The sequence below is a fragment of the Labrenzia sp. THAF191a genome (assembly GCF_009363335.1).
Lineage (GTDB): Bacteria > Pseudomonadota > Alphaproteobacteria > Rhizobiales > Stappiaceae > Roseibium > Roseibium algicola.
In genome coordinates, this window is sequence record NZ_CP045333.1 from 5,243,774 (window position 1) to 5,269,761 (window position 25,988).

The window sequence follows — 25,988 nt, forward strand, 5'->3', positions numbered from 1 at the left end:
TGCAGGTCAGGAGTTTTTGAGCGGCTGTCCGTCCGGATCGCTCAGCTCATCCAGAAGGGCTTCGAAATCCTTCGCCTCTCGGAAATTCTTGTAAACGGAGGCAAAGCGGACATAGGCAACGTCATCGATGCCCTTGAGGCCTTCCATGACGTGGTTGCCGATGGTTTCCGCGGTGATTTCGGTTTCGCCCGAACTTTCGAGCTGGCGAACGATGCCGGAGACCATGCGTTCGATCTTGTCAGGATCCACGGGACGCTTGCGCACCGCGATCTGCACGGACCGCATCAGTTTTTCCCTGTCGAAGGGAACGCGGCGACCGGAGCGTTTGAGCACCAGGAGTTCGCGCAGCTGCACGCGCTCGAAGGTGGTGAACCGGCCGCCGCAGGTATTGCAGATCCTGCGGCGGCGGATGGCTGTATTGTCCTCGGTCGGGCGGGAATCCTTGACCTGGGTTTCCTCACCCCCGCAAAACGGACATCTCATGTCTTAAAGCTCCTGAGCGAGCCCGCGATTAGCCCCCGTAGATCGGGAACCGGGCCGTCAGTGCTTCTACCTTGGCTTTGACCGCCGCTTCAACTGCCGCGTTGCCCTCTTCACTGTTTGCGGCCTTCAAACCGTCCAACACTTCCGTGATCAGCAGACCGACTTCGCGGAATTCCGCAACACCGAAGCCGCGGGTGGTTGCTGCCGGGGTGCCGAGACGAACGCCAGACGTGACAAACGGCTTTTCCGGGTCGAACGGGATACCGTTCTTGTTGCAGGTGATGTTGGCGCGGCCGAGAGATTTTTCAGCCACCTTGCCGGTGGCGTTCTTCGGACGCAGATCCACCAGCATCAGGTGGTTGTCGGTGCCGCCAGATACGATATCCAGACCCTGCTCCTTCAGGACTTCAGCCAGAACCTTGGCGTTTTCCTGAACGGCGCGGGCATAAGCCTTGAACTCCGGCTGCAGTGCTTCCTTAAAGGCAACTGCCTTGGCAGCAATCACATGCATCAGCGGGCCACCCTGAAGACCCGGGAAGACGGCCGAATTGATCTTCTTGGCGATCGCTTCGTCGTTGCTCAGGATCATGCCGCCGCGCGGGCCGCGCAGGGACTTGTGGGTGGTGGTGGTGACGACGTGGGCGTGCGGCACCGGCGACGGGTGGACCCCACCTGCAACCAGACCGGCAATATGCGCCATGTCGACCATGAGATAGGCACCAATGCTGTCGGCGATTTCGCGGAAGCGCTTCCAGTCCCAAATGCGGGAATAGGCGGTGCCGCCGGCCAGGATCAGCTTGGGCTTGTGTTCGTTGGCAAGGCGCTCGACCTCATCCATGTCGAGCAGATGGTCGTCCTCACGCACGCCATAGGAGACGACGTTGAACCACTTGCCTGACATATTGACCGGGGAGCCGTGGGTCAGGTGACCACCGGAGTTGAGATCCAGGCCCATGAAGGTGTCGCCAGGCTGCAGAAGAGCCAGGAACACCGCCTGGTTCATCTGGCTGCCGGAGTTCGGCTGAACGTTGGCAAACTGGCAGCCGAACAATTCCTTCGCGCGCTCGATTGCCAGCGTTTCGGCAATGTCGGCGAACTCACAACCGCCATAGTAGCGCTTGCCCGGATAACCTTCGGCATATTTGTTGGTGAAGATCGAGCCCTGCGCTTCCAGCACTGCGCGGGAAACGATGTTTTCCGAAGCAATCAGCTCGATTTCATGCTGCTGACGGCCGAGTTCCTTGCCGATCGTGTCGAAGATATCCGGATCGGCTTCAGCAAGGCTGCGGGTGAAGAAACCGGACTGCAGGGACTGATCGGAGCTTTCCATCAAAGACATAGCGCCATCCTTGTGTTCTTTTGATAGATCAGGAGCATCGGCGGCCAATGTCCGGAAGGACGCTTTCGACCGTCATGCCTGTGTGAGGCGAGGAATTAACACACCCCCCGACCAGAACCAAGGGGCATACCGACGCGTCCAGTTTGGAAAACGACACAGCTGCCAAATCTTGAACGAAACAAGTTTTCGCAACCTCAGCCCAAATCTAAACTGAGAACCCAACAAGTTACACTTGCAACAGATCCGATCTTCATCGCCGGTCATTTGACCAGCATCAAAACAATACCCGGGCACAATTCAAATCTGCTCTCGCAAATCGATCTGGTGCGCCGTTCTTCTCAAAACGATTTAAATTGATAGTTGTTTTATCGAAACCTGTTGCGGAAGCAGAGACTTAAGACAAACCATCAATAAAGGGTCGGGTCAGGCCTGTTCTGCGCAGTCAAGGCTTCCTGTTCAAGGCGGCGGCGAAGTTTTCGAACGGCAATCCGCTTCAGATCTTCCTGAGCCGCTGAAGCCGGCCCGAAGACCGACACTTCAAAACCGGTCGCCGCGTCAATGGCTGTGACCTTGACCTGCTGACCGATCGGCCGAAACTCAAGATAAATTTCACCAGGCCGCTCTTCGCGACTCATTGCCGTTCTCCTGATCCAGCACCCCGTTGTCGAACAAGCATGCGAATGGAGCTAGAATCCATGAAACGCCGGCCCGATCAAGGCCGACGTTTCTGGACAGGAAACAATTGTTTGACGCTTGGCGACTGCTACAGGCGTGCTTGCTCACCCGTTCCGTAGAGGTCGTCGCGGTCGTAGATATCATCGCGGAAATGCACCACACCGTCGGCGTTTGCCCAGGCGGTGATGTAGGTGAGATAAAGCGGAATCTGCGATTTCAGTTTCACGTCTTCACGATCGCCGGTGCGGATGACACCATCGACACGTCCCCGATCCCAGTCAGGAGTTGTCGACTGCAATAGCCAGGTCACCAGCTCTCGCACATTCTGAACGCGCACGCAGCCCGAAGAATGGAACCGGTTGGCTTCGCCAAACAGGGTCTTGGACGGCGTATCGTGCAGATAGACCTGGTGTTTGTTGTGGAAGTTGATGCGCACCGACCCGAGCGAGTTTTCCGAGCCCGGATCCTGGGTGAAGCGATACTGGGTCGCCTCATCCGTGTTCCAGTCGATCTGTTGCCAGTTCAGCTCGTTGTTGCTCCAGTCGAAGATGCGGATATTGTTCTTCGCAAGGTACTGCGGATCCTCTTTCATCTTCGGGATCAGGTCCTTGCGGATGATCGACTTCGGCACCGTCCAGTACGGATTGAAGTTCAACTCGTAGATCTTGCTGTTGAGGATCGGCGTCTGGCGGTCGATCTTGCCCACAACGGCCGTGTGGCGCGAACGGACCATGCCGTTTTCGACCGCCTCGATCTCTGCTGCCGGAATGTTGACCATCACGTAGCGGTCGCCCAGGAAACCGGACATGGACCGCATACGGATCATGTTGGTTTCGAGTTGGCGCAGACGTACGTCAGCCGAAATGTTCAGCGCAGTCACGGTGCCGTCGCCCATCACGCCGTCCGGAATAAGACCGTGACGAAGCTGAAAACGACGCAGCCCTGCATCCACGTAAGAATCGAAGGTGTCGGAGAGGCCGGCCTGCTGTTCAAGATCGCCGGAAACGATCAAGCGGCGGCGAAGTTCCACGACGCGCGGATCCTTGGCACCGATGCGAAGCGCCTTGCCACCAGCAGACACTGTTCCCCAGCCACCGGCCTGGACAATGCGCTGATAACGATCGATCGCTGCCGCGATATAGTCGGCCGTCTGCGGCGACAACGTCGGAGCAGAGGATTTCACTTCCGTGATGTGGTCCGTCGCGATGTCAAAGTTATCCGCCCATTCAACCTGCTGGTTCTGTGCGAATGTCATCGGGGCCGTCTGTGCCTGCGCACCAGTTGCGATCATGACTGGAGTTACCACGCCCAGCATCATCATGCTCTTGAGCGTTTTTCCAGCAGTCCACTTCCAGTGACGCTTTATCCCGAACGGTCCGGATAAAAGGTTCATCGCCGACCCCATGTTGCAGCGCCATTCGGCGCAAATGTTCTTCAAGTACGCGGGGTTGAGACCAACAAAACAGGCCACCCCGGCGGTTCCTGCTCCCAGTCCTAACGGAAGGGAGTTAACAAATCGCTTGATTTTTTAACCATCTCGGATTCAGGAGCACTGCACAAAGCCATTCCAATGTGACCACAAGATGTCAACTTTGCCTCAGCAGTTGAAACTGCCTGCACCATAGCTTTGATTCTCTGCCGTTCGAGAATTCCGGCTGTGCAAATTTGCGTGAGGTCGGCAACTTGAGGCTGAAAAACAGAAAGCACCGCCCAATGGGCGGTGCCTTGTCATCTGAATGTTCCGCGAATGTCTTACAGGCGGTAAAGGATCTGGTCGGTCCAGAACCGCTCCAGACGGCGCAGGGACTTGTTCAGAGCCACAAAGTCCTGCGGACCGATTTCGCCGACCTGTTCCACGGACAGCATGTGACGCTCATAAAGATCGTTCACGATCTTGGCCACTTCCCGACCCTTTTCCGTCAGGCTGACGCGGACAGACCGACGGTCCATGCGCGAACGCTGATGGTGGATGTAACCGGTCTCGACCAGCTTCTTCAGGTTGTAGGAGACATTCGACCCCAGGTAGTAACCGCGTGTCCGCAGTTCACCGGCAGTCAGTTCGCTGTCGCCGATGTTGAACAGCAGCAGTGCCTGCACGCTGTTTACGTCGGACCGGCCCATGCGGTCGAATTCGTCCTTGATGACGTCGAGCAGACGCCGATGCAGTCGCTCAACGAGCGTAAGAGCCTCTAGGTAAAGCGGCTTGATCTCAAGCTCTTCCCCTTCACTCTGTGCAACAGCGTCGACTGCCCTACTTGCGGTGATCATGTGATTGCGCCTCTTTTAGTACCTGTCGTTGGACGGATATTTTTCCCGCCTTGTTTCGCAATCTAACCGAGCGATTCTAAAATCCGCTTAAGAGACACGCTGAATCATCCGTTAACTTCCAAGGGGCGTTTTAGACTTCCCTTTAACAAGTTGTTTACGATGTTCCGCGGAGGAACTTCACAATCCCTGAGAAATCCTGGGCTTCGCCACCTGTATTACAGAACAGCGAATAGAGCGCCGCTGCTTCCGCGCCCAACGGCGTTGCCGCGCCGGCCGAATTTGCTGCTTCCTGAGCAAGTTTCAGATCCTTGAGCATCATCGCGGCTGCAAACCCAGGTTGATAATCCCGGTTCGCCGGAGACGACGGCAGCGGACCTGGCACCGGGCAGTAGGATGTCAGGGACCAGCACTGACCGGACGCGGTCGAGGAGATGTCAAACAACTTCTGCTTGTCCAGACCCAGCTTCTCGGCGAGCACGAATGCCTCCGACACGGCAATCATGGAAATGCCGAGGATCATGTTGTTGCAGATCTTCGCCGCCTGACCGGTTCCGGCGTCGCCTGCATGCACGATGGTCTTGCCCATGATGTCGAGATAGGTTTTCGCCGCTTCGAATGCCTCGGCGGATCCACCGACCATGAAAGTCAGCGTTCCACCCGCTGCGCCCGCAACACCGCCGGAGACCGGTGCGTCGACCATTTTCATGCCTCTGGCCTCTGCCGCCGCGCTGACCGCACGGGCGCTGTCGACGTCGATGGTCGAGGAATCGATCATGAGAGTGCCGGGCTTGGCGTTGTCGAGAATGCCGCCCTCGCCTTCATAGATCTGGCGGACATGCTTTCCGGCGGGCAGCATGGTGACGATCACGTCGGCAGCAGCAGCCAGGTCAGCGACACTACCTGCCCTTTCACCACCCTCCGCTTCGTGTGCCGCCATGGCCGCTTCGGACAGATCAAAGCCGAGTACCTTGTGCCCTGCCTTGACGAGATTGATCGCCATCGGTCCGCCCATGTTGCCAAGACCGATAAATCCGATAGTGCTCATGATGGTTTCCTCCCAAAGAGATTTCATGTTGATTTTGAATCTGTTGGCTGGCCGTCTTGAACTGCCGTTCCAGGCACTTCAAAAACTGATTCAACCGCCGTCAGCCGGCATTGGCCTTGTTTTCCCTGTCCATCAGGAAGGCCAGTCCGGCATAGATTGCGATTGTCAGCAGGTAGAAGGCGATTTCATATGGCCGGCGGCCGTAGAGATCGGAAAAGGCTGTGTGCATGACGATCTGGCAGAAGCAGCGGAAAATCCACATCACCGTGCCCCAGGACACGGTCAGCCAGAGGCCGGTCGCGGCCACCAGATCCAGGACGGCAAAAAAGACGATGGCTCCCTGCAGCGCCACGGGCATATCCCAGAACCACAATCCACGCCATTCGACGATGCCGATAATGCGGGCCCAGTAGATGACGCCGCCGCCGATGAGAATGATCGCAATGCCGCGCAGATACCAGATCAGCAGCGTGCTCCAGGGTGGGCGGGAATCGATCAGGTCCTGAAAGCTGGTAATCATGTGCTGTCCGGGTCAGGTTGAGCTCAGCTGAGCGGCAGATCTCCGTCAGCAGGTTCCTCGAAATACGACGCCAGCTCGGCGCTGTCCACTTGGCCAAACTGGGCAGGCGACCATTTTGGCGTCTGATCCTTGTCGACCAGCACAGCACGAATGCCTTCGTAGAACTCCGTCCCCTGCAGAATGCGCGAGACGATGCGATATTCAAGCTTCATGCATTCATTGAAGGAAAGCTTGCGGCCTCGCTTCATTTGCTCGAAAGCAATCAGAACGCTTGTCGGTGATTTTTGCCGGATCGCGGCAGCGGCCTTCCCGGCAAATTCACTCTGTGAAGCATCCAGACGCGACAGAATGTCTTCCACCGATGCAGCCGAAAAGATCTCGTCGATAACGTCGAGACTTTCGCAGACGGGCCCCTTCTCCGGCGTCGTCAGATACGGCGCAAGCACTGCGCCGATATCGTCTGCTGTTTCAAGGTCCTGTTCCAGGTCAGCAAGGCTTTCTTCCGAAACGGCGTGGGTCAGGACGCCGGTAGCCAGAGCATCGCCCTGTTTCAGCCTGCCGGAGCTAAGTGCACAGTAGACGCCGCTGTTCCTGGGCATGCGCGGCAGGAAGAATGTCCCGCCGACATCCGGGAAAAAGCCAATTCCGGTTTCAGGCATCGCAAACAAAGTCTTTTCCGTGCCGATGCGATAGCTGCCATGAACCGACACCCCGACACCGCCTCCCATGACAATCCCGTTGACGAGAGCGATGTAAGGCTTCGGATAGGCCTTGATCTGTGCGTTGAGCATGTACTCGTCACGGAAGAAGGCGCTCAGGCCATCGGTCTGCCCGCTCATTCGGGCATCATAGATGCTGCGAATGTCGCCACCTGCGCAGAACGCCTTGTCGCCAGCACCCGTAACGACGATGTGTGCGATTTCCGGATCTTCCGCCCAGCGCGACAATTGCTCGGCCATTGCCAGGACCATGGCGTGGTTGATCGCATTCAGTGCCTTCGGCCGGTTCAGGATGACAAACCCGGCCTTGCCGCGCTTCTGGAAAAGAATCTCGTCGCTCACTGGCGCCTCGCAAAAAGAAGAGTCGTTTCAACGGAATGGGACGGAAAACTCGATCAGTCCTTCAGCAGCTGCCGCGCAATGATCAGCCGCATGATCTCGTTGGTGCCTTCCAGGATCTGATGCACCCGCACGTCGCGGAAATAACGCTCGATAGGATAGTCGCGCAGATAGCCGTAGCCGCCATGAAGCTGCAGTGCTTCGTTGACCACCTTGAAGCCGGTGTCGGTGGCAAGCCGCTTGGCCATGGCCGCAAGCTTGGTGGCGTCATGCGATTTCGCATCCACCGCCGAAGCGGCCTTGTGCAAGAGCAGACGGGCTGCTTCCAATTCGGTTGCCATATCCGCCAGGCGGAACTGAAGTGCCTGGAAGTCGGCAATCGGTCGACCAAACTGCTTGCGTTCCTGCACATAGGCCAGGGCGTGATCGAGACAGGCCTGTGCAGCCCCCATCGAGCAGGCGCCGATGTTGAGCCGGCCGCCATCGAGCGCCGCCATCGCAATCTTGAAGCCCTGCCCTTCCGATCCGATCAGATTTGACTTCGGCACCCGGCAATCCTGAAAATTGACCTGGGCCGTCGGCTGGCTCTTCCAGCCGAGCTTCACCTCGTTGGCACCGAAGCTAAGACCGGGTGTCCCTTTTTCGACCAGAAGACAGGAAACGCCGGACGGGCCCTCACCACCTGTGCGGACCATTACCGCATACAGATCACTAACGCCGCCACCGGAGATGAATGCCTTGGAGCCGTTGAGGATATAATGGTCGCCATCATCCTTGGCGCTGGTACGCAGGCTCGCTGCATCCGAACCCGAGCCCGGTTCGGTGAGACAGTAGCTTGTGAGCAGGTCCATGGTGCAGAGCCTGGGCAGATACTTCTGGCGCAGGTCCTCCGAGCCATATGTATCGATGATCCAGGCGACCATGTTGTGAATGGATATATAGGCCGCCGTCGACGTACAGCCCCTGGACAGTTCCTCGAAGATCAGCGTTGCATCCAGCCGGGTGAGCGCGGAACCGCCGACATCTTCCTTCACATAGATGCCACCGAACCCAAGCTCGGCTGCCTTGCGCAGGGTGGGAATCGGAAAGTGGCTTTCCTCGTCCCATTCCTTGGCAAATGGCGCCAGTTCATCCCGCGAGAAACTTGCCGCCATGTCCTGAAAGGCGCGCTGATCTTCGTTCAGTGAAAAGTCCACGGGTTATCCTCCCTCAAGCGGTGGCGGCGCGCTTCCTCCTCCGGAAAGGTCTGCGCCCTGTCTTCGCGGCAGCACTAAAGCACATTTGACGCGAACGTCAAACAATCTCTTTTTCTTTATTAAATTCAGTTATTTTACAGAATGTTGGATTGCGTCAATCTGCGTGATAGATTGGCGGCTCACTTCGATCAGAATACGCTTTCCAACATCTCCTAGCGAACAGTCAGGGCCGATGCCGTCAAAATCTCCCCTCCCGCCGATCACCTCCGACCATATGGACACACTTCTGGCCGGCACCCGCATGCGCCGCAACCGCCAGAGCGACTGGTCACGCCGTCTGGTGCGCGAGAACAGCCTTACGGTCGATGACCTGATCTGGCCGATTTTCCTGGTGGACGGCGAGAATATCCGTCAGTCCGTTCCGTCCATGCCGGATGTTGTGCGCCTGTCCGTGGATGAAGCCGTCCGCGACGCCGAGAAGGCAGCGAAGTTGAACATTCCGGCACTGGCACTGTTTCCCTACACCGATCCTGGTCTTCGTGATGAAACAGGTTCCGAGGCTCTCAATCCTGAAAACCTGACCTGTCGCGCCTTGCGCGCAATCAAGGCGGAAGGCCTGAACCTGGGACTGATGACGGACGTCGCCCTTGATCCATACACCAGCCACGGTCATGACGGGTTGATGGAAGGCGAGACGATCCTGAACGACGAGACAGTGGATCAGCTCTGCCGGCAGGCCCTGGTGCAGGCGGAAGCCGGATCAGACGTGATCGCCCCGTCCGACATGATGGACGGACGTATCGGCGCCATTCGACAGGCTCTCGATTCTCAAGGTCATCGCGGAACGCAGATCATGGCCTATTCGGCGAAATACGCCTCCGCCTTCTATGGTCCGTTCCGGGACGCCGTCGGCTCGTCGGGGACCCTGGTTGGCGATAAGCGCACATACCAGATGGATCCGGCCAATACGAACGAAGCCCTTCGGGAAGCCGAACTGGACATTGCCGAAGGCGCCGACATGGTGATGGTCAAGCCAGGCATGCCCTACCTCGACATTGTCCGGCGGATAAAGGACGAGTTCCAGGTTCCGACCTACGCGTATCAGGTGTCAGGCGAATACGCGATGATCAAGGCCGCGGCCGCAAACGGCTGGCTGGACGGAGACAAGGCGATGCTGGAAAGTCTGCTCGCCTTCAAGCGCGCCGGCGCCGACGGCATCCTGACCTATTTCGCACCGAAGGTGGCCGAAATGCTGGCAGCCGGGAAATGACCTCCACCGGGGCAACCACCGCTGACAGCGTCACATTCGACAAGGTTCAGGAAGCGGCTGCGCTTTTGAAGGGCGCCGTAATCGAGACCCCGTGCCTGCCCGCTCCGCGGCTTTCGCAGCTCACAGGGGCGGATGTCTTTGTAAAATACGAAAACATGCAGGTCACCGGCGCCTTCAAGGAACGTGGTGCGCTGGTGAAGCTCTCCAGCCTGACGGCGGATGAAAAGAAGCGCGGCGTGATTGCTGTTTCGGCCGGCAACCACGCCCAGGGTGTTGCCTACCACGCCGGACGGCTTGGCATACCGGCAACCATCGTCATGCCGGTTCTGACGCCATTCGTGAAGATCTCCGCGACCCGCAACCACGGTGCAGAGGTGGTCCTGGCGGGAAACACGCTGGCCGAGGCGAAGGAAGAAGCCGACAGGCTGGCCGAACAGAACAATCTCGTCTGGGTTCACCCATACGACGATGCCCATGTCATTCACGGCCAGGGCACGATCGGCATCGAGATGCTGGCGCAGCAGCCGGATCTCGATGTTCTCGTCGTGCCGATCGGCGGTGGCGGCCTCATCGCCGGCATCGCCACGGCGGCAAAAGCTCTCAAACCTTCCGTCGAAGTGATTGGCGTTGAGACGACGCTTTACCCCGGCATGTGGGGCGCCTTCTATGGCAAGGACGTGCGCTGCGAAGGGGCGACCATCGCAGAAGGTATCGCTGTGCGCGACATCGGCGTCCTGACGACCGAAGTCGTCAAAAGGGCCGTCGATGATATCCTGCTTGTTTCGGAAAGCAGCATCGAGCGGGCGATCAACGCCTATCTGACCTTGCAACGGACCATTGCGGAAGGCGCAGGCGCTGCCGGTCTCGCGGCCTTGCTGACCGAACCCGAGCGATTTGCCGGCAAGAGGGTTGGCCTGGTTCTTTGCGGCGGCAATATCGATCCGAGACTGCTGTCCAAGATCGTGGTTCGCGAACTTGCACGCGATGGCAAACTGGTCTCGATCCGGATCGACACGCCGGACCGCCCCGGCGTTCTGGGTGAAATCGCAACCGTGATCGGTGACATGCAGGGCAACGTGGTCGACGTTGAACACCATCGCCTGTTCCTCAATGTTCCCGCGAAAGGAGCAACGCTGGACGTCACCTTCGAGGCCTTTGACCGTCCACATGGCGAGCGTATCGTCGCCGCTCTGCGCGAACGCGCCTTCGTGGTGCGCTACCTGGAAATCGGCGAGCGGATGGACTGAAGGGCTGCCACCTCAGTCCTTCATTACACGGCTATTGATGCGGACACTCCACACACCGACCTCATCCTGAGGAGGACCGGAGGACCGTCTCGAAGGATGGACTCCTTGCTCCGGCGTATGCCGCCCATCCTTCGAGACAGAGCTCCGCGCTTCCTCAGGATGAGGGGGTGGCGTGGATTACCCGCGGAACGGTTCGGCTTCACCCGGCAAATGATTTGCGAAACCCGCTCCAAATCACCACATGTTGATCATCGAACCCAAGGGAGCCGAACCATGTCAGCTGAAACCACCTCCGAATATGCCCGTCAGGACGTTTTCGATCCTGTGAGCAATCCGGAGCTGTTTTCCGGCGTGCGCAGCCGGCGCATCTTTGCCTTCTTCATCGATCTGATCGTGATCACGTTGTTAACCTTCGGTGCCGGCATCGTGGTGTTCTTCCTGGGTGTCTTTACGCTGGGACTCGGCTTCCTGCTTTACGGCATCCTGCCGACGGCGGTTGCGCTGCTCTATGTCGCCTTCACCCTTGGTGGCTCGCAGGCGTCAACCCTGGGCATGCGTGCGATGGGACTGGAAATGCGCCTCTGGTATGGCGCAAAGCCCTACCCGCTTCTGGCAGCCGTCCATGTCATCCTGTTCTGGTTTTCGGTCTCTTTGCTGACGCCGCTCGTTTTGCTGGTGTCACTGTTTTCCGACCGTAAACGCCTGCTGCACGACCTCGTACTGGGAACGGTGGTGATCAACTCGGCCTCCCATCAAGGCTATGTGCGCGGCCAGGTGTAAGGTCAGTTCAAGAGAGCCAGCGACAGGTTCAATACTCCGGCAAAGCAGGTCCAGAGCGCGTAGGGTATGAACAGCTGCGCCGACAAACGATCCGTTTGCCAGCTTCCACCGATAAAGTTCAGGATCAGGTAGAGCATCACCGCGATCACGGCAAAAGCCGTCCACATGAAGTGGAGCGTGAAGAAGAGTGGCGACCAGATCCAGTTGAGAACCATCTGCCCGTACCAGATTTTCATCACGCGGCTATCAGGTGCCCGAAGGAATGTCCGCCAGCCGGCAATCGCTATCAGAATGTAAAGAATGGTCCAGGCAGGCGCGAAGACCCAGTTGGGCGGATTGAACGGCGGCTTCTGCAAGGCCTCGTACCAGGCGCCTGGTGTGTTCAAAACGCCGATCGTGATGCCGACACCCAAGACAACCGCCAGAAACAAGACCAGCGAGAGCAGGTCTTTCGGGAACGAAGGCGAAATTGGGTTATCTGATTTCATGACTTCTTCAACGCGGATCGCCAGTCCGGGTTCCCATTAATCGGATCAAATCGCGGTAACGGCGGATGAACTTTGACAGTGTCATTGCCTCAAAGGAATATATCAACGGCAATATTATCTTAAGGCTCTTCCATTGCCGGGACCGCCTGCTTTAAAGTGCAGGTTCGTGAAATTGGCCAAGGTGGCTTTGGGCAGGTGAATGGACTCAGTTGATATTGCAATGGCGCTGACCTTCGTGGTGATCGCGTCCACTGTCGTCCTGTACGCCGTCGAGCGGTACGCGATTGAAACAATAGCCCTCGGGTCCGTTTCCGCCTTCATTGTCATCTTTTCGGTTTTTCCGGTCGAGCGACCGGACGGTTCGCTTATCACCACCGGCGACTTCCTGTCCGGCTTCTCAAATCCGGCGCTGATAACGGTCATCTGCCTCCTGATCATCGGCCAGGGACTGTTCCAGACGGACGCGCTGGAAGCACCGGCAAAGGCGATCGTCAAAATGACGCGCGGACGGTCGCTGCGGGCTGCAATCCCTGTTCTCCTGACTGTCGCGGCGCTCAGCGCATTCTTGAACAACACCCCTGTTGTGGTGATGTTTCTGCCGATCCTGACTGCTGTTGCCGCAACGGTCGGCCAGTCGCCGGCCCGTGTGCTGATGCCCCTGTCTTTCCTCGCGATCCTTGGCGGCATGACGACGTTGATCGGCTCGTCGACCAACCTGCTGGTAGCAAATTTCGCGGCGCAAAGTTCCGATCTCAAACTGACCTTTTTCAGTTTCACCCCAATCGGACTGATCATCGCCGGTGTCGGCTCGATCTATGTGCTGTTCATCATGCCGAAGCTGCTTCCGGTGCGCAAAACCATGGCGGAAGAGTTCCAGAGCTCCTCCGGCAAGCAGTTTATCGCCCAGATCGAAATCACCTATGGTCATCCGCTGGTGGGCGTGGAATCCGTATCCGGCATGTTCCCGCAATTGAAGGACATGACGGTAAGACTGGTTCAACGAGGCCAGAAGCCAATTCTACCCCCGTTTGAAAACGTGGTGCTCTCTCCCGGCGATACCGTGATCGTGGCGGCCACGCGTGCAGCCCTTGCCAATGCTCTGGCTCGCCGGCAGCCGCTGATGGAAGCAGATTCAGATACCAGCAACTCCGGCCGCGAGACCCAGGCACCTGCCGGTACGATCAGCCTGGCGGAAGTGGTGGTGGCCCCCGCGTCCCGCCTGATGGGACGCACCTTGCCCCAGTCGGGCTTTTACACCGACACCGGCTGTCTGGTGATGGGTATCCAGCGCCGCAGCCGCATGCCGCGCATGGCGATGAACGACATTCGCCTGGAAGCGGGTGACGTGCTTCTCGTGGCCGGCAGTGAAGAGGCGATCGCGCGCCTGCGCGGCAATCGCGACGTGCTGCTGCTGGACTGGTCGATGGCGGAAGTGCCGCGCAAACGCTACGCGCCACGGGCACTTGTCATCTTCGCTCTTGTTGTCGCGCTGGCTGCCAGCGGTCTTGTTCCCATTGTCACCACCGCCGTGGCCGGGACCTTCGCCATGATTGTGTCGGGTTGTCTCAACATCCGCCAGGCCATGCGCGCCATCGACAGCCGCATTTTCATGCTGGTGGGCGCCTCGCTTGCGGCTGCCGTTGCACTGGAGGGTACCGGCGGCGCGAATGCGATTGCCACCGGACTGGTTCATTTGCTCGCCGGGGCATCGCCGACCGTGATGCTGTCGGCCTTGTTCTTCATCGTGATGATCCTGACAAACTTCCTGTCGAACAACGCGGCGGCTGTCCTGTTCACACCGATTGCGATCAATCTGGCAAACCAGATCGGTGCGAGCCCGGAAGCCTTCGTCGTCTGCCTGATCATTGCGGCCAACTCGTCGTTTGCGACGCCGATCGGCTATCAGACCAACCTGATCGTGATGGGTCCGGGTCACTACAAGTTCAACGACTTTGTGCGGGCTGGCACACCGCTTGCGCTCATTTTATGGTTGACCTTCTCTCTGGTCGCGCCATGGTATTACGGACTATAGGACCGGGAATAGAGAACAAATCTAAAGGTTTCGCGGGACAAAACGGTGACACGGCACCCCACAGATCATCCGCAGTTCTACCTTACGGCGCCAGCGCCCTGCCCTTATCTTGAGGGAAAACAAGAGCGCAAGGTCTTTACCCATCTTGTCGGCCATGGCGCTCCCGCCCTCAACGAGGTACTGACGCAGGGCGGTTTCCGGCGCAGTCAGAATATCGCCTACCGCCCGGCCTGCGAACGGTGCCAGGCCTGCATCTCGGTTCGCGTCCGCGTCGATGATTTCAAGTGGAGCAAGTCGTTCAAGCGAGTCTGGAAATCCGGCACGGACATCGTCGGCGCCCGTCTGCCGCCCAGCCCGTCTGCCGAACAATACGATCTCTTCCGCGATTATCTTCAAGCCCGACACGAGAACGGCGGCATGACGGAGATGAGTGTCCTCGACTACGCAATGATGGTCGAAGACACACATGTCGAAACGATTGTCCTGGAGTATCGCCAACGCGGTCCGAACAGCTTCATCACCGGAGCCGGCGAAGGCCCGTTGTTGGGTGTTGCCCTTTCCGATCAGCTCTCGGACGGGTTGTCGATGGTCTATTCCTTCTACGACCCCGACTACACCAGGACCCCGCTCGGCACCTACATGATCCTGGATCACATAGAACGGGCCCGGAAGATGAACCTGCCCTACGTTTATCTTGGCTATTGGGTCAACGGCTCCCAGAAGATGGCCTACAAGGCCCGCTTCAAACCGCAGGAACATCTTGGCCCCAACGGCTGGCTCGTTGTCGACGCTGAGGCGTATCAAACGGAACCGCATTCAGAGGAATGACCGTGTGGAAGGCGGCGCACGCCTGCCCCTGCCCTCTCCTCTACATTGCGGCAGCTCCCACCCCAACACCTCATCCTGAGGAAGCGCGTCAGCGCTGTCTCGAAGGATGGGCGACACACTCTTGAGCAAGTGGCCCATCCTTCGAGACGGACCTGACGGTCCTCCTCAGGATGAGGTTGGAAGGGGGGGCTGCGCTCGGGAAAGGGCTGATAATTTTATCGACATCACCGAACTGCGACGAGAGCGTTACACCGTCGTGTTCCTAAGGAATAAACGAGCGGATCTGCCTGAAGACCGAGTGGAACATTTCCTCGGTGAGGCGGCCTGTGTTGGTGTTGTAGCGAGAGCAGTGATAACTGTCGAAAAGCGTCAGTCCCGTTCCGGGAAGCTCGTGCCGTGCGCCGTGGGCAAAGGCGAAAGATGCCCGACGCTGATCCAGGGCCGACAGAAAAGTCTCATGCGCGATCCGGCCGAGAGCAAGCACAGCCTTGATCGACGGATTGGCGTCCAGCGTCGACAAAAGATACGGGCGGCAGGTCTTGATTTCCGCGCCGGTTGGCTTGTTCTGCAGCGGCAGGCAGCGCACCGCGTTGGTGATCATCGCATCCTTCAACTGCAGACCGTCGTCCGGCCGGGCCTTATAGGTCCCTTCGGCAAAACCGAATTCGATCATGGTCTGGTAGAGGAGATCTCCCGCATAGTCCCCTGTAAAGGGGCGGCCCGTACAGTTCGCCCCTTTCATGCCCGGCGCCAGGCCGATGATCAGAAGACGCGGCGCGTCGGCTCCGAATGACGGAACCGGCGCGTTGTGCCAGTCGGGATAGGCAACTTTCAGCTCTTCACGCAGGGCAACAAGGCGGGGACAGGCCGGACAATCTGATGGGGGATCGACTGGCCCATGGTCTGCGATATAGTCGGACATTGCCCGATCAAGCCTCAGTAGTCGTCGTCCTCGTCGTCTTCATCGACTTGAGCGGGGGTCTGCGGACGGGCAGGACGTTCGGACGGATCACGGCCGATCTTGTTGGCAAGGCTGGCCAGATCGATGAAGTGGTCGGCCTGGCGACGCAGGTCGTCAGCGATCATCGGCGGCTGGGTCTTCAAGGTCGAAACCACGCTCACCTTGCGGCCCTTGCGCTGCAGCGCCTCGACCAGAGAGCGGAAATCGCCGTCGCCTGAGAACAGCACCACGTGATCAACGGACTCGACCAGTTCCATGGCATCAACGGCAAGTTCAATGTCCATGTTGCCTTTCACCTTGCGGCGGCCGGCACTGTCGACAAATTCCTTCACCGGTTTGGTGATGACCTTGTAGCCGTTATAGTCAAGCCAATCGATCAGCGGACGGATGGAGGAATACTCCTGATCTTCGATCAGCGCGGTGTAATAGTACGCCCGCAGGAGATACGCCTGTCCCTGGAACTCTTTCAGCAAACGTTTGTAGTCGATGTCAAAACCAATTGCCTTGGCCGTTGAGTACAAGTTCGCTCCATCAATGAACAAAGCAACTTTTTCTCGAGCGTCAAACATCTTATTTGAAACCTTTCCGAGTCATACACGTCGCTCTTGCAATTTGGCGTAGAAGGAACCGGCTTCCCGCGACCAATTCCAGGCGCACTCTATAAGGCGACGTATATTTTGCTGTAAGTTTACCGCGTATTCCGTGGCGTCACACAGCTTATCGTTTTGTTTTGTCAACGGCCTTCTGATTCTGAAAAGGGCCGTTACTAGTGGCCTACACCATTATATTGGAGTGCCGCAATGCAAAAGCGAGTAGCCTGCACCAAATCAGACAAAAAAACAGCGGATTCTTTGCCTATGCGTTCCGGGATCTGACCTCCTCCTCTCAAATTTGACAAGGGGTTGCTTTTTGGAAACGTGAACACTATACGCTGGTTCTTCAAGTTCCTTAAGCCTATGGAGACGTCGAATGGCGCGCGTGACCGTCGAGGACTGCATCGACAAGGTCGAAAACCGGTTTGAGCTGGTGCTGCTTGCTGCGCATCGCGCTCGCATGATCTCGAGCGGCTCGCCGCTGACCATTGACCGTGACAACGACAAGAACCCCGTTGTTGCGCTTCGCGAGATTGCCGAGCAGACCGTCAGCCCGGAAGACATGAAAGAGGACCTGATCCACTCGCTGCAGAAATATGTGGAAGTGGATGAGCCCGAGGCCGAAGCCGTGCCGATGGTTCCGTCCTCGAACCAGCATCAGATGACGCAGGTCAACAACGTTGACGACAGCGCGGTCGAATTCGACCGCATGTCCGAAGAAGACCTTCTGCGCGGCCTCGAAGGCCTCGTTCCGCCGGAGCGGACCGACGACGTCTGATTTGAGTTCACAAGTTCGTCTGAAGCGCGACGGGGTTTCCCCGGCGCTTCGGGCGACTTTTGTCTGTCCCGCTGATGTCTCAGCCGTTTGCCAGGGTCGGTTGCGGCCATGATGCGTCAATACGAACTCGTTGAACGAGTTACGCGCTACAATCCGGACGCCGACGAAGCCTTGCTCAACAAGGCTTACGTCTATGCCATGCAAAAGCATGGTACCCAGACGCGTGCGTCTGGCGACCCCTATTTCTCCCATCCGCTTGAAGTTGCCGCGATCCTCACGGACCTGCGCCTGGACGACGCCACCATCGCCGTTGCCTTGCTGCATGACACGATCGAGGACACCGACGCGACCCGGGCCGAGATCGACTCCCTGTTCGGCGAGGAAATCGGCAAGCTGGTTGAAGGCCTGACAAAGATCAAGCGCCTGGACCTGGTTTCCCAGAAGGCCAAGCAGGCAGAAAACTTCCGCAAGCTTCTGCTTGCGATTGCCGATGACGTCCGCGTGCTTCTGGTCAAGCTGGCTGACCGTCTGCACAACATGCGCACGCTCCACCACATGCCGGAGCACAAGCGTGGACGGATCGCGGAAGAAACGATGGAAATCTATGCGCCGCTCGCCGGACGCATGGGCATGCACGACATGCGCGAAGAGCTGGAAGACATTGCCTTCCATACGCTCAACCCCGAAGCTTATGAAACCATCACCGATCGTCTGGTCGATCTGCGCGAACGCAACCGCGATCTGATCCTGGACATCGAGACAACGCTGACCGAACGCCTTAGCGAACGGGGAATGGCCGCCCTCGTGAAGGGCCGTGAAAAACGTCCCTACTCCATCTTTCGCAAGATGCAGCGAAAGGCTATCGGCTTCGAGCAGCTGTCCGATATATACGGGTTCCGCGTCACCGTCGGCACCGTGGAAGCCTGCTACCGCGTTCTGGGTGTCATTCACACGACCTGGCCGACCGTTCCCGGCCGGTTCAAGGACTATATCTCCACGCCCAAACAGAACGACTACAAGTCGATCCACACCACGATTGTGGGACCATCCCGCCAGCGTGTGGAACTGCAGATCCGGACCATTTCCATGGATCGGGTGGCCGAATACGGTATTGCCGCACACGCGCTTTACAAGGACGGCGAATTCGGCGGACGCAATATCGCCCGGCATACGGAAGACTGCCGTGCCTTCGAATGGCTCCGCCGCACGACCGAACTGCTGGCTCAGGGCGACACGCCGGAAGAATTCCTGGAAAACACCAAGCTGGAACTTTTCCATGACCAGGTCTTCTGCTTCAGCCCAAAAGGCCGTTTGATCGCCCTGCCCCGCGGTGCAACGCCGATCGATTTCGCCTATGCGGTTCATACCGGTATCGGCAACACATGTGTCGGCTGCAAGATCAACGGCAAGATCATGCCGCTGGTGACCGAGCTGCATAACGGCGACGAGGTCGAAATCATCCGTTCGCCCGCGCAGACCCCGCCACCGGCCTGGGAAGCGATTGCCGTTACCGGCAAGGCCCGCGCCGCGATCCGCCGCGCCACCAGAGAATCCGTGCGCAAGCAATATGGAGCCCTTGGCGAACATATTCTGAAGCGCGCATTCGCCAGAGCTGAAAAAGCCTATTCGGAAGACCTGCTGGAAGCGATCCTCGATCTCCTGCACCAGGCCAGCGTCGCCGACTTGCTGGCTGCCGTCGGACGGGGGGATCTATCCGCCCAACTGGTTCTGAAATCGGCTCACCCGGACTATCAGGACGAGCGCGTTGCCATTTCCGGCCCGCCCCTGGAAGAAGGCTGGTTCGGCCTGAAACAGGGTCATGGCCTGAAGTTCCGCATTCCGCCCGGCGAACTGGATGCAGACAAGGCAACCGCCAGCGAGAGTGGCGAGCCAGAAGAAGGCCCGGCGCTTCCCATTCGTGGTCTGTCCGGCGACATCCCGGTTACTTTTGCTCCCGATGGCGGTGCTGTTCCCGGCGACCGTATCGTCGGCATCTTGACCCCGTCCGAAGGACTGACCATCTATCCAATACAATCGCCGTCCCTGAAGGAATTCGACGACCAGACAGAGCGCTGGGTCGACGTTCGCTGGGACATCGACGTCAACAATCCGGAACGGTTCCCAGCACGTCTGGACATTTCGGCTGCAAACGAACCTGGTTCCCTGGCGACCATCGCGCAGGTGATCGGCGAAAACAGCGGCAACATCGACAACGTCAAGATGATGCAGCGAGCCTCGGACTTTCATCAGATGATCATCGATCTTGAAGTCTGGGACCTGAAGCACCTGAACAGGATCATAAATCAGCTGCGAACCAAGCCTAATGTTTCCAGCGTCAGCCGTGTGAATGGCTAGATTACAAACGGTAGCAGGCACATAAGGACAAGGCGGCTTGCCGGTGAGTGACACATCCGCTTGGCCATTGAAGGCCCGCCGCCGCCAAAGAATTTGAGGGGATCTGATAATGACACGCGATGAAGTTCTGGCCGTATTCCGCGAGGCCGGCGCCTTTCTGGAAGGTCACTTCATTCTGACCTCCGGTCTGCGCAGCCCGGTATTTCTGCAGAAGGCCCGCGTGTTCATGTACCCGGACAAGACGGAAAAGCTCTGCAAGGCACTCGCCGACAAGATCCGCGCCTCCGGCCTTGGCCAGATCGACTACATCGTATCGCCGGCGCTCGGTGGCCTTATTCCGGGCTACGAAACCGCCCGCCATCTTGGCGTTCCCGCCATGTGGGTGGAGCGTGAGGACGGGGAGTTTCGGCTGCGCCGCTTCGAAATGCCGCAAGGCGCCCGTGTCATTGTTGTAGAGGATATCGTCACGACCGGCCTATCGAGTCGGGAAACGGTAACCTCGTTGAAAGCTCTTGGTGCTGAAGTCCTCGGTGTTGCCTGCCTGATCGACCGCTCCGGCGGCGAGGCTGACGCCTCGGTTCCGGTGATTGCTCTGGCAGAATACAAGGTTCCGGCCTATGAACCTGACAACCTGCCGCCGGAACTTGCCGCCTTGCCAGCTGTCAAACCTGGCAGCCGCGGACTGAGCTGAACGATAAAAGACGGGAACGAACCTTAGACCATGCTGTTTCGCCGGAGAAATAGGCCAACACGGATTGAGCGACTGCGCGTTGCCGTCTGGCCCCGGAACAGCTGGGCGCGTTCGACCCGCTATTTCGGCAAGCGCGTCTTGCGCCTCACGGCGACACCCCACGCGATTGCCCTTGGCTTTGCCGCGGGTGCCTTCGCTTCATGCACGCCTCTTGTCGGCTTCCATTTCCTGACCGCTTTCGCACTTGCCTACCTGGTGCGCGGCAACATGATAGCAGCAGCGCTTGGAACGTCCGTCGGCAATCCACTGACGTTCCCGTTCATTTGGGCCTTCACCTTCAAAATCGGACAGTGGATCATCCACGGGCGCGCTCCAAAGGCGGACCCGCATCAGGTTCACCAGCAGTTTCAGCAAGGCCTTTTCGAAAAATCTCTCGACGCGCTCTGGCCAATGCTCAAACCGATGTTCATCGGTGCGGTTCCTCTTGGATTGGTCGTTGGAACGGTCTCCTATGTGGTCGTTTACAAGAGCGTCGAGGTATACCAGCGCCGCCGCAGAAACAAGCTGGCCGACAAGGGCGCCGGCAAACATGGCCGTTTGTTCCCCCCACCGGGCAACACAGTCGAAGAAGACGGCAGCGCTTGATTTTCGTGAACGACCGATCCAACTAAGATCGGAACCAAGAACCCATCCCGCCGCAATCTGGAAAGCAAGGCCATGATCCTTGGAATTGGCAGCGATCTGATCGATATCCGCCGGATCGAGAAAACACTCGAAAGATTCGGCGAGCGCTTTACCAACCGGGTCTTCACCGAAATCGAGCGGACAAAATCCGACAGGCGCGCCGAGCGAGCCGCATCCTATGCAAAACGATTTGCGGCCAAGGAAGCCTGCTCGAAGGCACTTGGAAGCGGCATTCGCATGGGGGTCGCCTGGCGGGAAATGGGCGTCGTCAACCTTCCTTCCGGCAAACCCACCATTGCCCTGACCGGTGGCGCTGCCGAACGATTGCAGGCAATGGCGCCTGCCGGTTTCAGGACCACCATTGATCTGACCATTACGGATGATTATCCGCTAGCACAGGCGTTTGTCGTCATTTCGGCGTGGCCGACCGACTGGCCCGAACCGCCAAGGGCGGATTCCCCCTGAAAGCCCAGCCTCAAGGGCCTTCCTCTCATTGCGTTGACAGGCGCTAGCGGATAAGAGTCCGGCTGTACGCGGCGATGCAGACCATAACGCCGGACAAATTTGATCAAGGGACAAAATGAGCGTGACGGAAAACAAGAAGGATAAGGACAGCGGCCTCGCCGAAACCATCAAGGTTGTTGTCCAGGCGCTGTTGCTTGCCCTGATCGTGCGAACATTCCTGTTCCAGCCGTTTAACATTCCATCCGGCTCGATGAAGGATACCTTGCTGATCGGGGACTATCTGTTCGTCTCCAAATTCAGCTATGGATATTCCCGCTATTCCTTCCCTTTCGGCCTCGGCCCGTTCAGCGGCCGCATCTGGTCTTCCGAACCGGAACGCGGTGACGTCGCTGTTTTCAAGCTGCCGACCGACACGTCCGTTGACTACATCAAGCGCGTGATCGGACTGCCTGGCGATACCATTCAGGTGATCGACGGCGTGGTGCATATCAATGGCGAACCGGTCAAACGCGAAAAGATCGATGATTTCATCGAACAGTCTCCATCCGGTATCGTACGCCGGGTTCCGCGCTATCGGGAAACCCTGCCGAACGGCGTTTCTTATGAAACCCTGGACCTGACGACACGCGGAGAGGTGGACAACACCCGCGAGTACAAGGTGCCCGAAGGCCATTACTTCATGATGGGCGACAACCGCGATAACTCCGTCGACAGCCGTTATCTGAACAGGGTCGGCTACGTTCCGTTCGAAAACTTCATGGGCCGTGCCGAAATCCTGTTCTTCTCCGTCAAGGACGGAACTCCTGCCTGGCATATCTGGTCCTGGCCGTGGAGCGTTCGCTGGGAACGGATTGGCCGGACACTCTAACCGGGGCTTTGGCGGAACGCCGCCGAAGCAGGCTGCATGAAAAGACAACTGCATCAACCAGGTCCGATTTCGGCCCTGAAAATGGCACTGCAATACGAGTTTCAGGACCTGGAACTCCTGCGGGTCGCGCTGACCCATGCCAGTGCCCTTGCACCGTCTGAAACAGTGTCGGGCAGTTATCAGCGTCTGGAGTTCCTTGGCGACCGGGTTCTCGGCCTCGTGATAGCTTCCATGCTGCACAAGCATTTTCCCAAGGCTGACGAAGGTGAGTTGGCGCGGCGCTTCAACCACATGGTCAAGCGCGAGACCTGCGCGGAAATCGCCCAGGAACTTGGTGTCGGCGATGCGATGCGCATCGGGCTTGCAGAAGCACAGACCGGGGGCCGGAAGAAAACCGCCCTGCTCGCCGATATTTGCGAGTCGGTCATTGCCGCGATTTACCTGGACGGCGGGTTTGAGGCAGCCGAAAGCTTCATTACGCGCCTTTGGGAGCCGCGTATGCTATCCTGGTCGGGTCCACTGCGCGACGCCAAGACAACGCTGCAGGAATGGGCACAATCGAAGAGCCTGCCGACACCGCGATATGATGTAACAGGCCGGGACGGACCGGACCACGCACCGAATTTCACCGTGTCGGTGACCGTTCAGGGGCTGCCGCCAGGCGAAGGCAAGGGTGGTTCCAAACGGATTGCGGAACAGAATGCGGCAGAGGCCGTATTGCGCCGGGAAGGCGTCTGGAAGGAATAAGACAGCTTGAACGAAAACACGACCAACGATGGTCCGATGGACGAAGATGACGACAACGGCTTTCAGGCCCCCACCGGCCGTTTCGACATGCCGCTGCCCGAGCCGCTGCCGGAGATGCCTGCTGATACCAGGGCGGGTTTCATTGCCCTGATAGGCGCGCCTAACGCCGGCAAATCGACGCTGATCAATCAGCTTGTCGGTACCAAGGTCTCCATCGTTACCCACAAGGTGCAGACAACACGCACGATTGTGCGCGGCGTGGCCATGCACGGCGCGGCACAGCTTGTGTTCATCGACACGCCGGGCATCTTCAAACCCAAGCGCCGGCTCGATCGCGCCATGGTCGACACAGCCTGGGGCGGTGCGCGCGATGCCGACCTGATCGCGCTTCTGGTCGATGCCCGCAAAGGCCTGACCGAGGAAGTGGAAAACATCCTCAAGCGCCTGTCCAGCCAGCAGGCACCGAAGGTTCTGATCCTCAACAAGACCGATGTCGCCAAGCGTGAAAAACTTCTGCAGCTGGCGCAGAAGATCAACGAATTCGTGCCTTTTGAAGAAACCTTCATGGTATCGGCTCTGACCGGCGACGGCACCGAAACCATCCTGGACTATTTCGCGTCCAAGGTTCCGGACGGCCCCTGGCTCTTTCCGGAGGACCAGCCGTCTGACCTGCCCCTGCGCATTCTTGCGGCCGAAATCACCCGCGAAAAGCTGTTCGAGCGCCTGCATGAGGAACTGCCCTATATCTCCACCGTGGAGACGGAACAGTGGCAGACCCGCAAGGACGGGTCGGCCCGGATCGAACAGACCATCTACGTGGAGCGGGACAGCCAGAAGTCCATCGTGCTCGGCAAACGCGGACAGACGATCAAGGCGATTTCACAGGCAGCGCGCGAAGAGCTCTCGGAAATCATCGAAGCTCCCGTCCACCTTTTCCTGTTCGTGAAGGTTCGGGAGAACTGGGCCGACGATCCGGAGCGTTACCGGGAAATGGGACTGGAATTTCCGAAATAATTTGCGCGGATCGCCGAATCCGCCAAACTCCCGGCCTGACATGAAACGGGAAACGGCCCTTGGAATGGAGCGGACGCGGCGTGGTGCTGACCACCCGCAAACACGGCGAAAACGATGTCATTCTGGAGGCCATGACGCTGGATCATGGCCGCCACCTCGGTCTTGTCCGTGGTGGCCGCTCGCGGCGGCACCGGCCTGTCCTGCAGCCCGGCAATGAGCTCACCCTTACCTGGAAGGCGCGCCTTTCCGACCATCTCGGTCAGTATCACATAGAGCCGGAAACCCTGCGGGCGGGTGACCTCATGACCAGTAGCCTCGGTCTGGCCGCGCTCCAGCATCTGGCTTTTTTGCTCCGTCTCCTGCCCGAGCGCCACGCCTACCCGAGACTGTTCAATGCGCTAACGGTGGTTCTGGATCATCTGGAGGCTTCGGACGCGGCAGCCGCGCTTCTGGTCCGTTTCGAGCTTGAGGTATTGCGCGACCTCGGCATCGGTCTCGATCTTTCGTCCTGCGCCGCCACAGGCAGCAACGAAGACCTGGCTTACGTGTCGCCGAAATCCGCCCGTGCGGTCTGCCGGGAAGCCGGCACGCCCTATCATGACCGCCTGCTGCCCCTGCCCGGCTTTCTTCTTGAGGGGCAACGGCAGGCCGGCAGTGAGCTGACCTGGGCTGATGTCACCCAGGGGTTCGACCTGACAAGCTTTTTTCTGAACAGGTACCTGCAGGAACATGGCACCAGGGACGGAGGCACGCGCGCCCAGGTGCTGACCGCCCTTGAAAAGCGTTACCGAACCGAATTTCCCTGGAATTTCTGACCGTTCAAGGTCACATGCTAGTTTGACTCCGGCTGCTGCCGCTGCCACAGCGAACTGCCCTCGCCTTTCGGAAGAAGGATCATCTCAACGACACCGGAGACCCCACTCAGCGGTACATACCCGATGTAATCCGTGTAACGCCTGTCGACCGAATTGTCCCGATTGTCGCCCATTACGAACAGATGACCGTCGGGCACGACATATTCTCTTGTCGTGTCCATTTGTCCTTGCGGATCGAGATCCAGAACTTCGTAACTTCTGCCGTTCGGCAAAGTTTCCCTGAAACGCGGAGCAGAGCTCTCTGAGCCGTCTCGATCCTCGTAGCGATAGTCTGCAAGGGCCTGACGTGGAACAGGCACATCATTGATCAGCACCACGCCGTCCTGAAGCCGTATGCGCTCGCCAGGCAAGCCGATGACCCTTTTCATATAATCGTTCGCTCTTTTGGCGGCGATAGTGAAAACGATTACGTCTCCGCGGACTGGCTCATAGTGCTCGCCCATTGAGGGGAAGATTTTTGTCGCAAGAACAACTTCATCGACCTCCAGGGTCGGACGCATGTTGCTTGAAGGATTGGAATAGGTTTTCAGGCGCAGCAGGTAAAAATCGTTCCAGGACACCGCGACCACGACCAGAACCAGCGCTAGCAAACCGACCAAGAGCCAGCGAAAAGATTTGCGTTTGGAAGCCATGCCCCCCCAGCAAAGGAACCACACGATTGGCAGTGCGGCTGAATTAACCTTTCGACGGTCTAAGGGACGGTGCTGATTCCTACAATCCTTTCCTGC

27 protein-coding genes are annotated in these 25,988 nt (G+C 58.4%); 14 read left to right on the forward strand and 13 right to left on the reverse strand.

All coding sequences use genetic code 11. The features are described 5' to 3' along the window. Positions 1-6 precede the first annotated feature (6 nt). From nrdR to FIV05_RS24175, 9 genes are all read right to left on the reverse strand, one after another. Positions 7-483 (reverse strand): transcriptional regulator NrdR, encoded by a 477-nt coding sequence (gene nrdR / locus FIV05_RS24135; protein WP_023003806.1) that lies wholly within the window; start codon positions 481-483, stop codon positions 7-9. A gap of 28 nt (positions 484-511) precedes the next feature. Next, complete coding sequence (gene glyA, locus FIV05_RS24140; protein ID WP_031270645.1) at positions 512-1,822, reverse strand: serine hydroxymethyltransferase; 1,311 nt, start codon at positions 1,820-1,822, stop codon at positions 512-514. Between the two features lie 407 nt (positions 1,823-2,229). Then, complete coding sequence (locus FIV05_RS24145; protein WP_152507022.1) at positions 2,230-2,457, reverse strand: serine hydroxymethyltransferase; 228 nt, start codon at positions 2,455-2,457, stop codon at positions 2,230-2,232. Positions 2,458-2,585: 128 nt separating this feature from the next. Next, entirely contained in the window at positions 2,586-3,890 is a 1,305-nt protein-coding gene (locus tag FIV05_RS24150) for a L,D-transpeptidase family protein (RefSeq protein ID WP_023003803.1), read from the reverse strand. A 359-nt stretch (positions 3,891-4,249) separates the two neighbouring features. Next, complete coding sequence (locus tag FIV05_RS24155) at positions 4,250-4,765, reverse strand: winged helix DNA-binding protein (RefSeq protein ID WP_023003802.1); 516 nt, start codon at positions 4,763-4,765, stop codon at positions 4,250-4,252. 154 nt (positions 4,766-4,919) lie between these two features. Then, a complete protein-coding gene (gene mmsB / locus FIV05_RS24160) occupies positions 4,920-5,810 on the reverse strand; it encodes a 3-hydroxyisobutyrate dehydrogenase (RefSeq protein WP_152511271.1) in 891 nt (296 codons plus the stop codon). 100 nt (positions 5,811-5,910) lie between these two features. Beyond that, positions 5,911-6,330 carry a DUF6163 family protein gene (locus FIV05_RS24165; RefSeq protein ID WP_023003800.1) on the reverse strand — a complete coding sequence of 140 codons (420 nt, stop codon included), beginning with the start codon at positions 6,328-6,330 and terminating at the stop codon, positions 5,911-5,913. Positions 6,331-6,353: 23 nt separating this feature from the next. Then, positions 6,354-7,391 (reverse strand): enoyl-CoA hydratase/isomerase family protein, encoded by a 1,038-nt coding sequence (locus FIV05_RS24170; RefSeq protein WP_152511272.1) that lies wholly within the window; start codon positions 7,389-7,391, stop codon positions 6,354-6,356. 53 nt (positions 7,392-7,444) lie between these two features. Then, entirely contained in the window at positions 7,445-8,584 is a 1,140-nt protein-coding gene (locus tag FIV05_RS24175) for an isobutyryl-CoA dehydrogenase (protein WP_152511273.1), read from the reverse strand. 274 nt (positions 8,585-8,858) lie between these two features. Between FIV05_RS24175 and hemB the strand changes: the two genes are divergently transcribed. From hemB to FIV05_RS24190, 3 genes are all read left to right on the forward strand, one after another. Beyond that, the gene (gene hemB, locus FIV05_RS24180; protein WP_286202315.1) at positions 8,859-9,854 is read left to right on the forward strand and encodes a porphobilinogen synthase; all 996 of its coding nucleotides are present in this window, start codon (positions 8,859-8,861) and stop codon (positions 9,852-9,854) included. Then, complete coding sequence (locus FIV05_RS24185) at positions 9,851-11,101, forward strand: threonine ammonia-lyase (protein ID WP_152511275.1); 1,251 nt, start codon at positions 9,851-9,853, stop codon at positions 11,099-11,101. Before hemB ends, FIV05_RS24185 begins: the two co-directional genes overlap by 4 nt. Before the next feature lie 273 nt (positions 11,102-11,374). Then, the gene (locus tag FIV05_RS24190; RefSeq protein ID WP_152511276.1) at positions 11,375-11,881 is read left to right on the forward strand and encodes an RDD family protein; all 507 of its coding nucleotides are present in this window, start codon (positions 11,375-11,377) and stop codon (positions 11,879-11,881) included. Between the two features lie 2 nt (positions 11,882-11,883). On the opposite strand, the gene FIV05_RS24195 is transcribed toward FIV05_RS24190, so the two are convergent. After that, entirely contained in the window at positions 11,884-12,369 is a 486-nt protein-coding gene (locus FIV05_RS24195; RefSeq protein WP_173013929.1) for a TspO/MBR family protein, read from the reverse strand. Between the two features lie 199 nt (positions 12,370-12,568). Here FIV05_RS24195 and FIV05_RS24200 point away from each other — a divergent pair, with 199 nt between their 5' ends. Continuing rightward, positions 12,569-14,401: an SLC13 family permease gene (locus FIV05_RS24200; protein WP_152511278.1), complete on the forward strand. Its 1,833-nt coding sequence runs from the start codon at positions 12,569-12,571 to the stop codon at positions 14,399-14,401. 45 nt (positions 14,402-14,446) lie between these two features. Further along, positions 14,447-15,229, forward strand: coding sequence for an arginyltransferase (locus FIV05_RS24205; protein WP_152511279.1), 783 nt, complete (start codon positions 14,447-14,449; stop codon positions 15,227-15,229). 262 nt (positions 15,230-15,491) lie between these two features. Here the strand turns inward: FIV05_RS24205 and FIV05_RS24210 are convergent, their stop codons facing one another. Next, complete coding sequence (locus tag FIV05_RS24210; protein ID WP_152511280.1) at positions 15,492-16,151, reverse strand: uracil-DNA glycosylase; 660 nt, start codon at positions 16,149-16,151, stop codon at positions 15,492-15,494. Between the two features lie 14 nt (positions 16,152-16,165). Continuing rightward, positions 16,166-16,759: an NYN domain-containing protein gene (locus FIV05_RS24215; protein ID WP_023003790.1), complete on the reverse strand. Its 594-nt coding sequence runs from the start codon at positions 16,757-16,759 to the stop codon at positions 16,166-16,168. A gap of 400 nt (positions 16,760-17,159) precedes the next feature. On the opposite strand from FIV05_RS24215, the gene rpoZ reads away from it, so the two are divergent. The 9 genes from rpoZ (at position 17,160) to recO (ending at position 25,200) form a co-directional block, all read left to right on the forward strand. Next, a complete protein-coding gene (rpoZ, locus tag FIV05_RS24220) occupies positions 17,160-17,561 on the forward strand; it encodes a DNA-directed RNA polymerase subunit omega (protein WP_023003789.1) in 402 nt (133 codons plus the stop codon). Positions 17,562-17,669: 108 nt separating this feature from the next. Then, positions 17,670-19,916 (forward strand): bifunctional (p)ppGpp synthetase/guanosine-3',5'-bis(diphosphate) 3'-pyrophosphohydrolase, encoded by a 2,247-nt coding sequence (locus FIV05_RS24225; RefSeq protein ID WP_152511281.1) that lies wholly within the window; start codon positions 17,670-17,672, stop codon positions 19,914-19,916. Positions 19,917-20,025: 109 nt separating this feature from the next. After that, entirely contained in the window at positions 20,026-20,607 is a 582-nt protein-coding gene (gene pyrE / locus FIV05_RS24230) for an orotate phosphoribosyltransferase (protein WP_023003787.1), read from the forward strand. A gap of 30 nt (positions 20,608-20,637) precedes the next feature. Then, positions 20,638-21,252, forward strand: coding sequence for a DUF2062 domain-containing protein (locus tag FIV05_RS24235; RefSeq protein WP_055653442.1), 615 nt, complete (start codon positions 20,638-20,640; stop codon positions 21,250-21,252). A gap of 72 nt (positions 21,253-21,324) precedes the next feature. Then, positions 21,325-21,756: a holo-ACP synthase gene (gene acpS, locus FIV05_RS24240; protein WP_055653440.1), complete on the forward strand. Its 432-nt coding sequence runs from the start codon at positions 21,325-21,327 to the stop codon at positions 21,754-21,756. Positions 21,757-21,871: 115 nt separating this feature from the next. After that, a complete protein-coding gene (lepB, locus tag FIV05_RS24245; protein WP_023003784.1) occupies positions 21,872-22,624 on the forward strand; it encodes a signal peptidase I in 753 nt (250 codons plus the stop codon). A 36-nt stretch (positions 22,625-22,660) separates the two neighbouring features. Next, entirely contained in the window at positions 22,661-23,371 is a 711-nt protein-coding gene (gene rnc / locus FIV05_RS24250) for a ribonuclease III (protein ID WP_152511282.1), read from the forward strand. Positions 23,372-23,458: 87 nt separating this feature from the next. Then, entirely contained in the window at positions 23,459-24,385 is a 927-nt protein-coding gene (gene era, locus FIV05_RS24255) for a GTPase Era (protein ID WP_209010106.1), read from the forward strand. Positions 24,386-24,444: 59 nt separating this feature from the next. Then, positions 24,445-25,200, forward strand: a complete 756-nt coding sequence (gene recO, locus FIV05_RS24260; RefSeq protein WP_152511283.1) for a DNA repair protein RecO — start codon at positions 24,445-24,447, stop codon at positions 25,198-25,200. 17 nt (positions 25,201-25,217) lie between these two features. On the opposite strand, the gene lepB (FIV05_RS24265) is transcribed toward recO, so the two are convergent. Continuing rightward, positions 25,218-25,892 carry a signal peptidase I gene (lepB, locus tag FIV05_RS24265; protein ID WP_152511284.1) on the reverse strand — a complete coding sequence of 225 codons (675 nt, stop codon included), beginning with the start codon at positions 25,890-25,892 and terminating at the stop codon, positions 25,218-25,220. Positions 25,893-25,988: the final 96 nt, after the last annotated feature.

What these genes read in the sequence shown, in the direction of transcription:
- nrdR (WP_023003806.1), bottom strand. Translation starts at nt 483, where the DNA reads ATGAGATGTCCGTTTTGCGGGGGTGAGGAAACCCAGGTCAAGGATTCC.
- glyA (WP_031270645.1), bottom strand. Translation starts at nt 1,822, where the DNA reads ATGTCTTTGATGGAAAGCTCCGATCAGTCCCTGCAGTCCGGTTTCTTC.
- FIV05_RS24145 (WP_152507022.1), bottom strand. Translation starts at nt 2,457, where the DNA reads ATGAGTCGCGAAGAGCGGCCTGGTGAAATTTATCTTGAGTTTCGGCCG.
- FIV05_RS24150 (WP_023003803.1), bottom strand. Translation starts at nt 3,890, where the DNA reads ATGAACCTTTTATCCGGACCGTTCGGGATAAAGCGTCACTGGAAGTGG.
- FIV05_RS24155 (WP_023003802.1), bottom strand. Translation starts at nt 4,765, where the DNA reads ATGATCACCGCAAGTAGGGCAGTCGACGCTGTTGCACAGAGTGAAGGG.
- mmsB (WP_152511271.1), bottom strand. Translation starts at nt 5,810, where the DNA reads ATGAGCACTATCGGATTTATCGGTCTTGGCAACATGGGCGGACCGATG.
- FIV05_RS24165 (WP_023003800.1), bottom strand. Translation starts at nt 6,330, where the DNA reads ATGATTACCAGCTTTCAGGACCTGATCGATTCCCGCCCACCCTGGAGC.
- hemB (WP_286202315.1), top strand. Translation starts at nt 8,859, where the DNA reads ATGGACACACTTCTGGCCGGCACCCGCATGCGCCGCAACCGCCAGAGC.
- FIV05_RS24185 (WP_152511275.1), top strand. Translation starts at nt 9,851, where the DNA reads ATGACCTCCACCGGGGCAACCACCGCTGACAGCGTCACATTCGACAAG.
- FIV05_RS24190 (WP_152511276.1), top strand. Translation starts at nt 11,375, where the DNA reads ATGTCAGCTGAAACCACCTCCGAATATGCCCGTCAGGACGTTTTCGAT.
- FIV05_RS24195 (WP_173013929.1), bottom strand. Translation starts at nt 12,369, where the DNA reads ATGAAATCAGATAACCCAATTTCGCCTTCGTTCCCGAAAGACCTGCTC.
- FIV05_RS24200 (WP_152511278.1), top strand. Translation starts at nt 12,569, where the DNA reads ATGGACTCAGTTGATATTGCAATGGCGCTGACCTTCGTGGTGATCGCG.
- FIV05_RS24210 (WP_152511280.1), bottom strand. Translation starts at nt 16,151, where the DNA reads ATGTCCGACTATATCGCAGACCATGGGCCAGTCGATCCCCCATCAGAT.
- FIV05_RS24215 (WP_023003790.1), bottom strand. Translation starts at nt 16,759, where the DNA reads ATGTTTGACGCTCGAGAAAAAGTTGCTTTGTTCATTGATGGAGCGAAC.
- rpoZ (WP_023003789.1), top strand. Translation starts at nt 17,160, where the DNA reads ATGGCGCGCGTGACCGTCGAGGACTGCATCGACAAGGTCGAAAACCGG.
- FIV05_RS24225 (WP_152511281.1), top strand. Translation starts at nt 17,670, where the DNA reads ATGATGCGTCAATACGAACTCGTTGAACGAGTTACGCGCTACAATCCG.
- pyrE (WP_023003787.1), top strand. Translation starts at nt 20,026, where the DNA reads ATGACACGCGATGAAGTTCTGGCCGTATTCCGCGAGGCCGGCGCCTTT.
- FIV05_RS24235 (WP_055653442.1), top strand. Translation starts at nt 20,638, where the DNA reads ATGCTGTTTCGCCGGAGAAATAGGCCAACACGGATTGAGCGACTGCGC.
- acpS (WP_055653440.1), top strand. Translation starts at nt 21,325, where the DNA reads ATGATCCTTGGAATTGGCAGCGATCTGATCGATATCCGCCGGATCGAG.
- lepB (WP_023003784.1), top strand. Translation starts at nt 21,872, where the DNA reads ATGAGCGTGACGGAAAACAAGAAGGATAAGGACAGCGGCCTCGCCGAA.
- rnc (WP_152511282.1), top strand. Translation starts at nt 22,661, where the DNA reads ATGAAAAGACAACTGCATCAACCAGGTCCGATTTCGGCCCTGAAAATG.
- era (WP_209010106.1), top strand. Translation starts at nt 23,459, where the DNA reads ATGCCGCTGCCCGAGCCGCTGCCGGAGATGCCTGCTGATACCAGGGCG.
- lepB (WP_152511284.1), bottom strand. Translation starts at nt 25,892, where the DNA reads ATGGCTTCCAAACGCAAATCTTTTCGCTGGCTCTTGGTCGGTTTGCTA.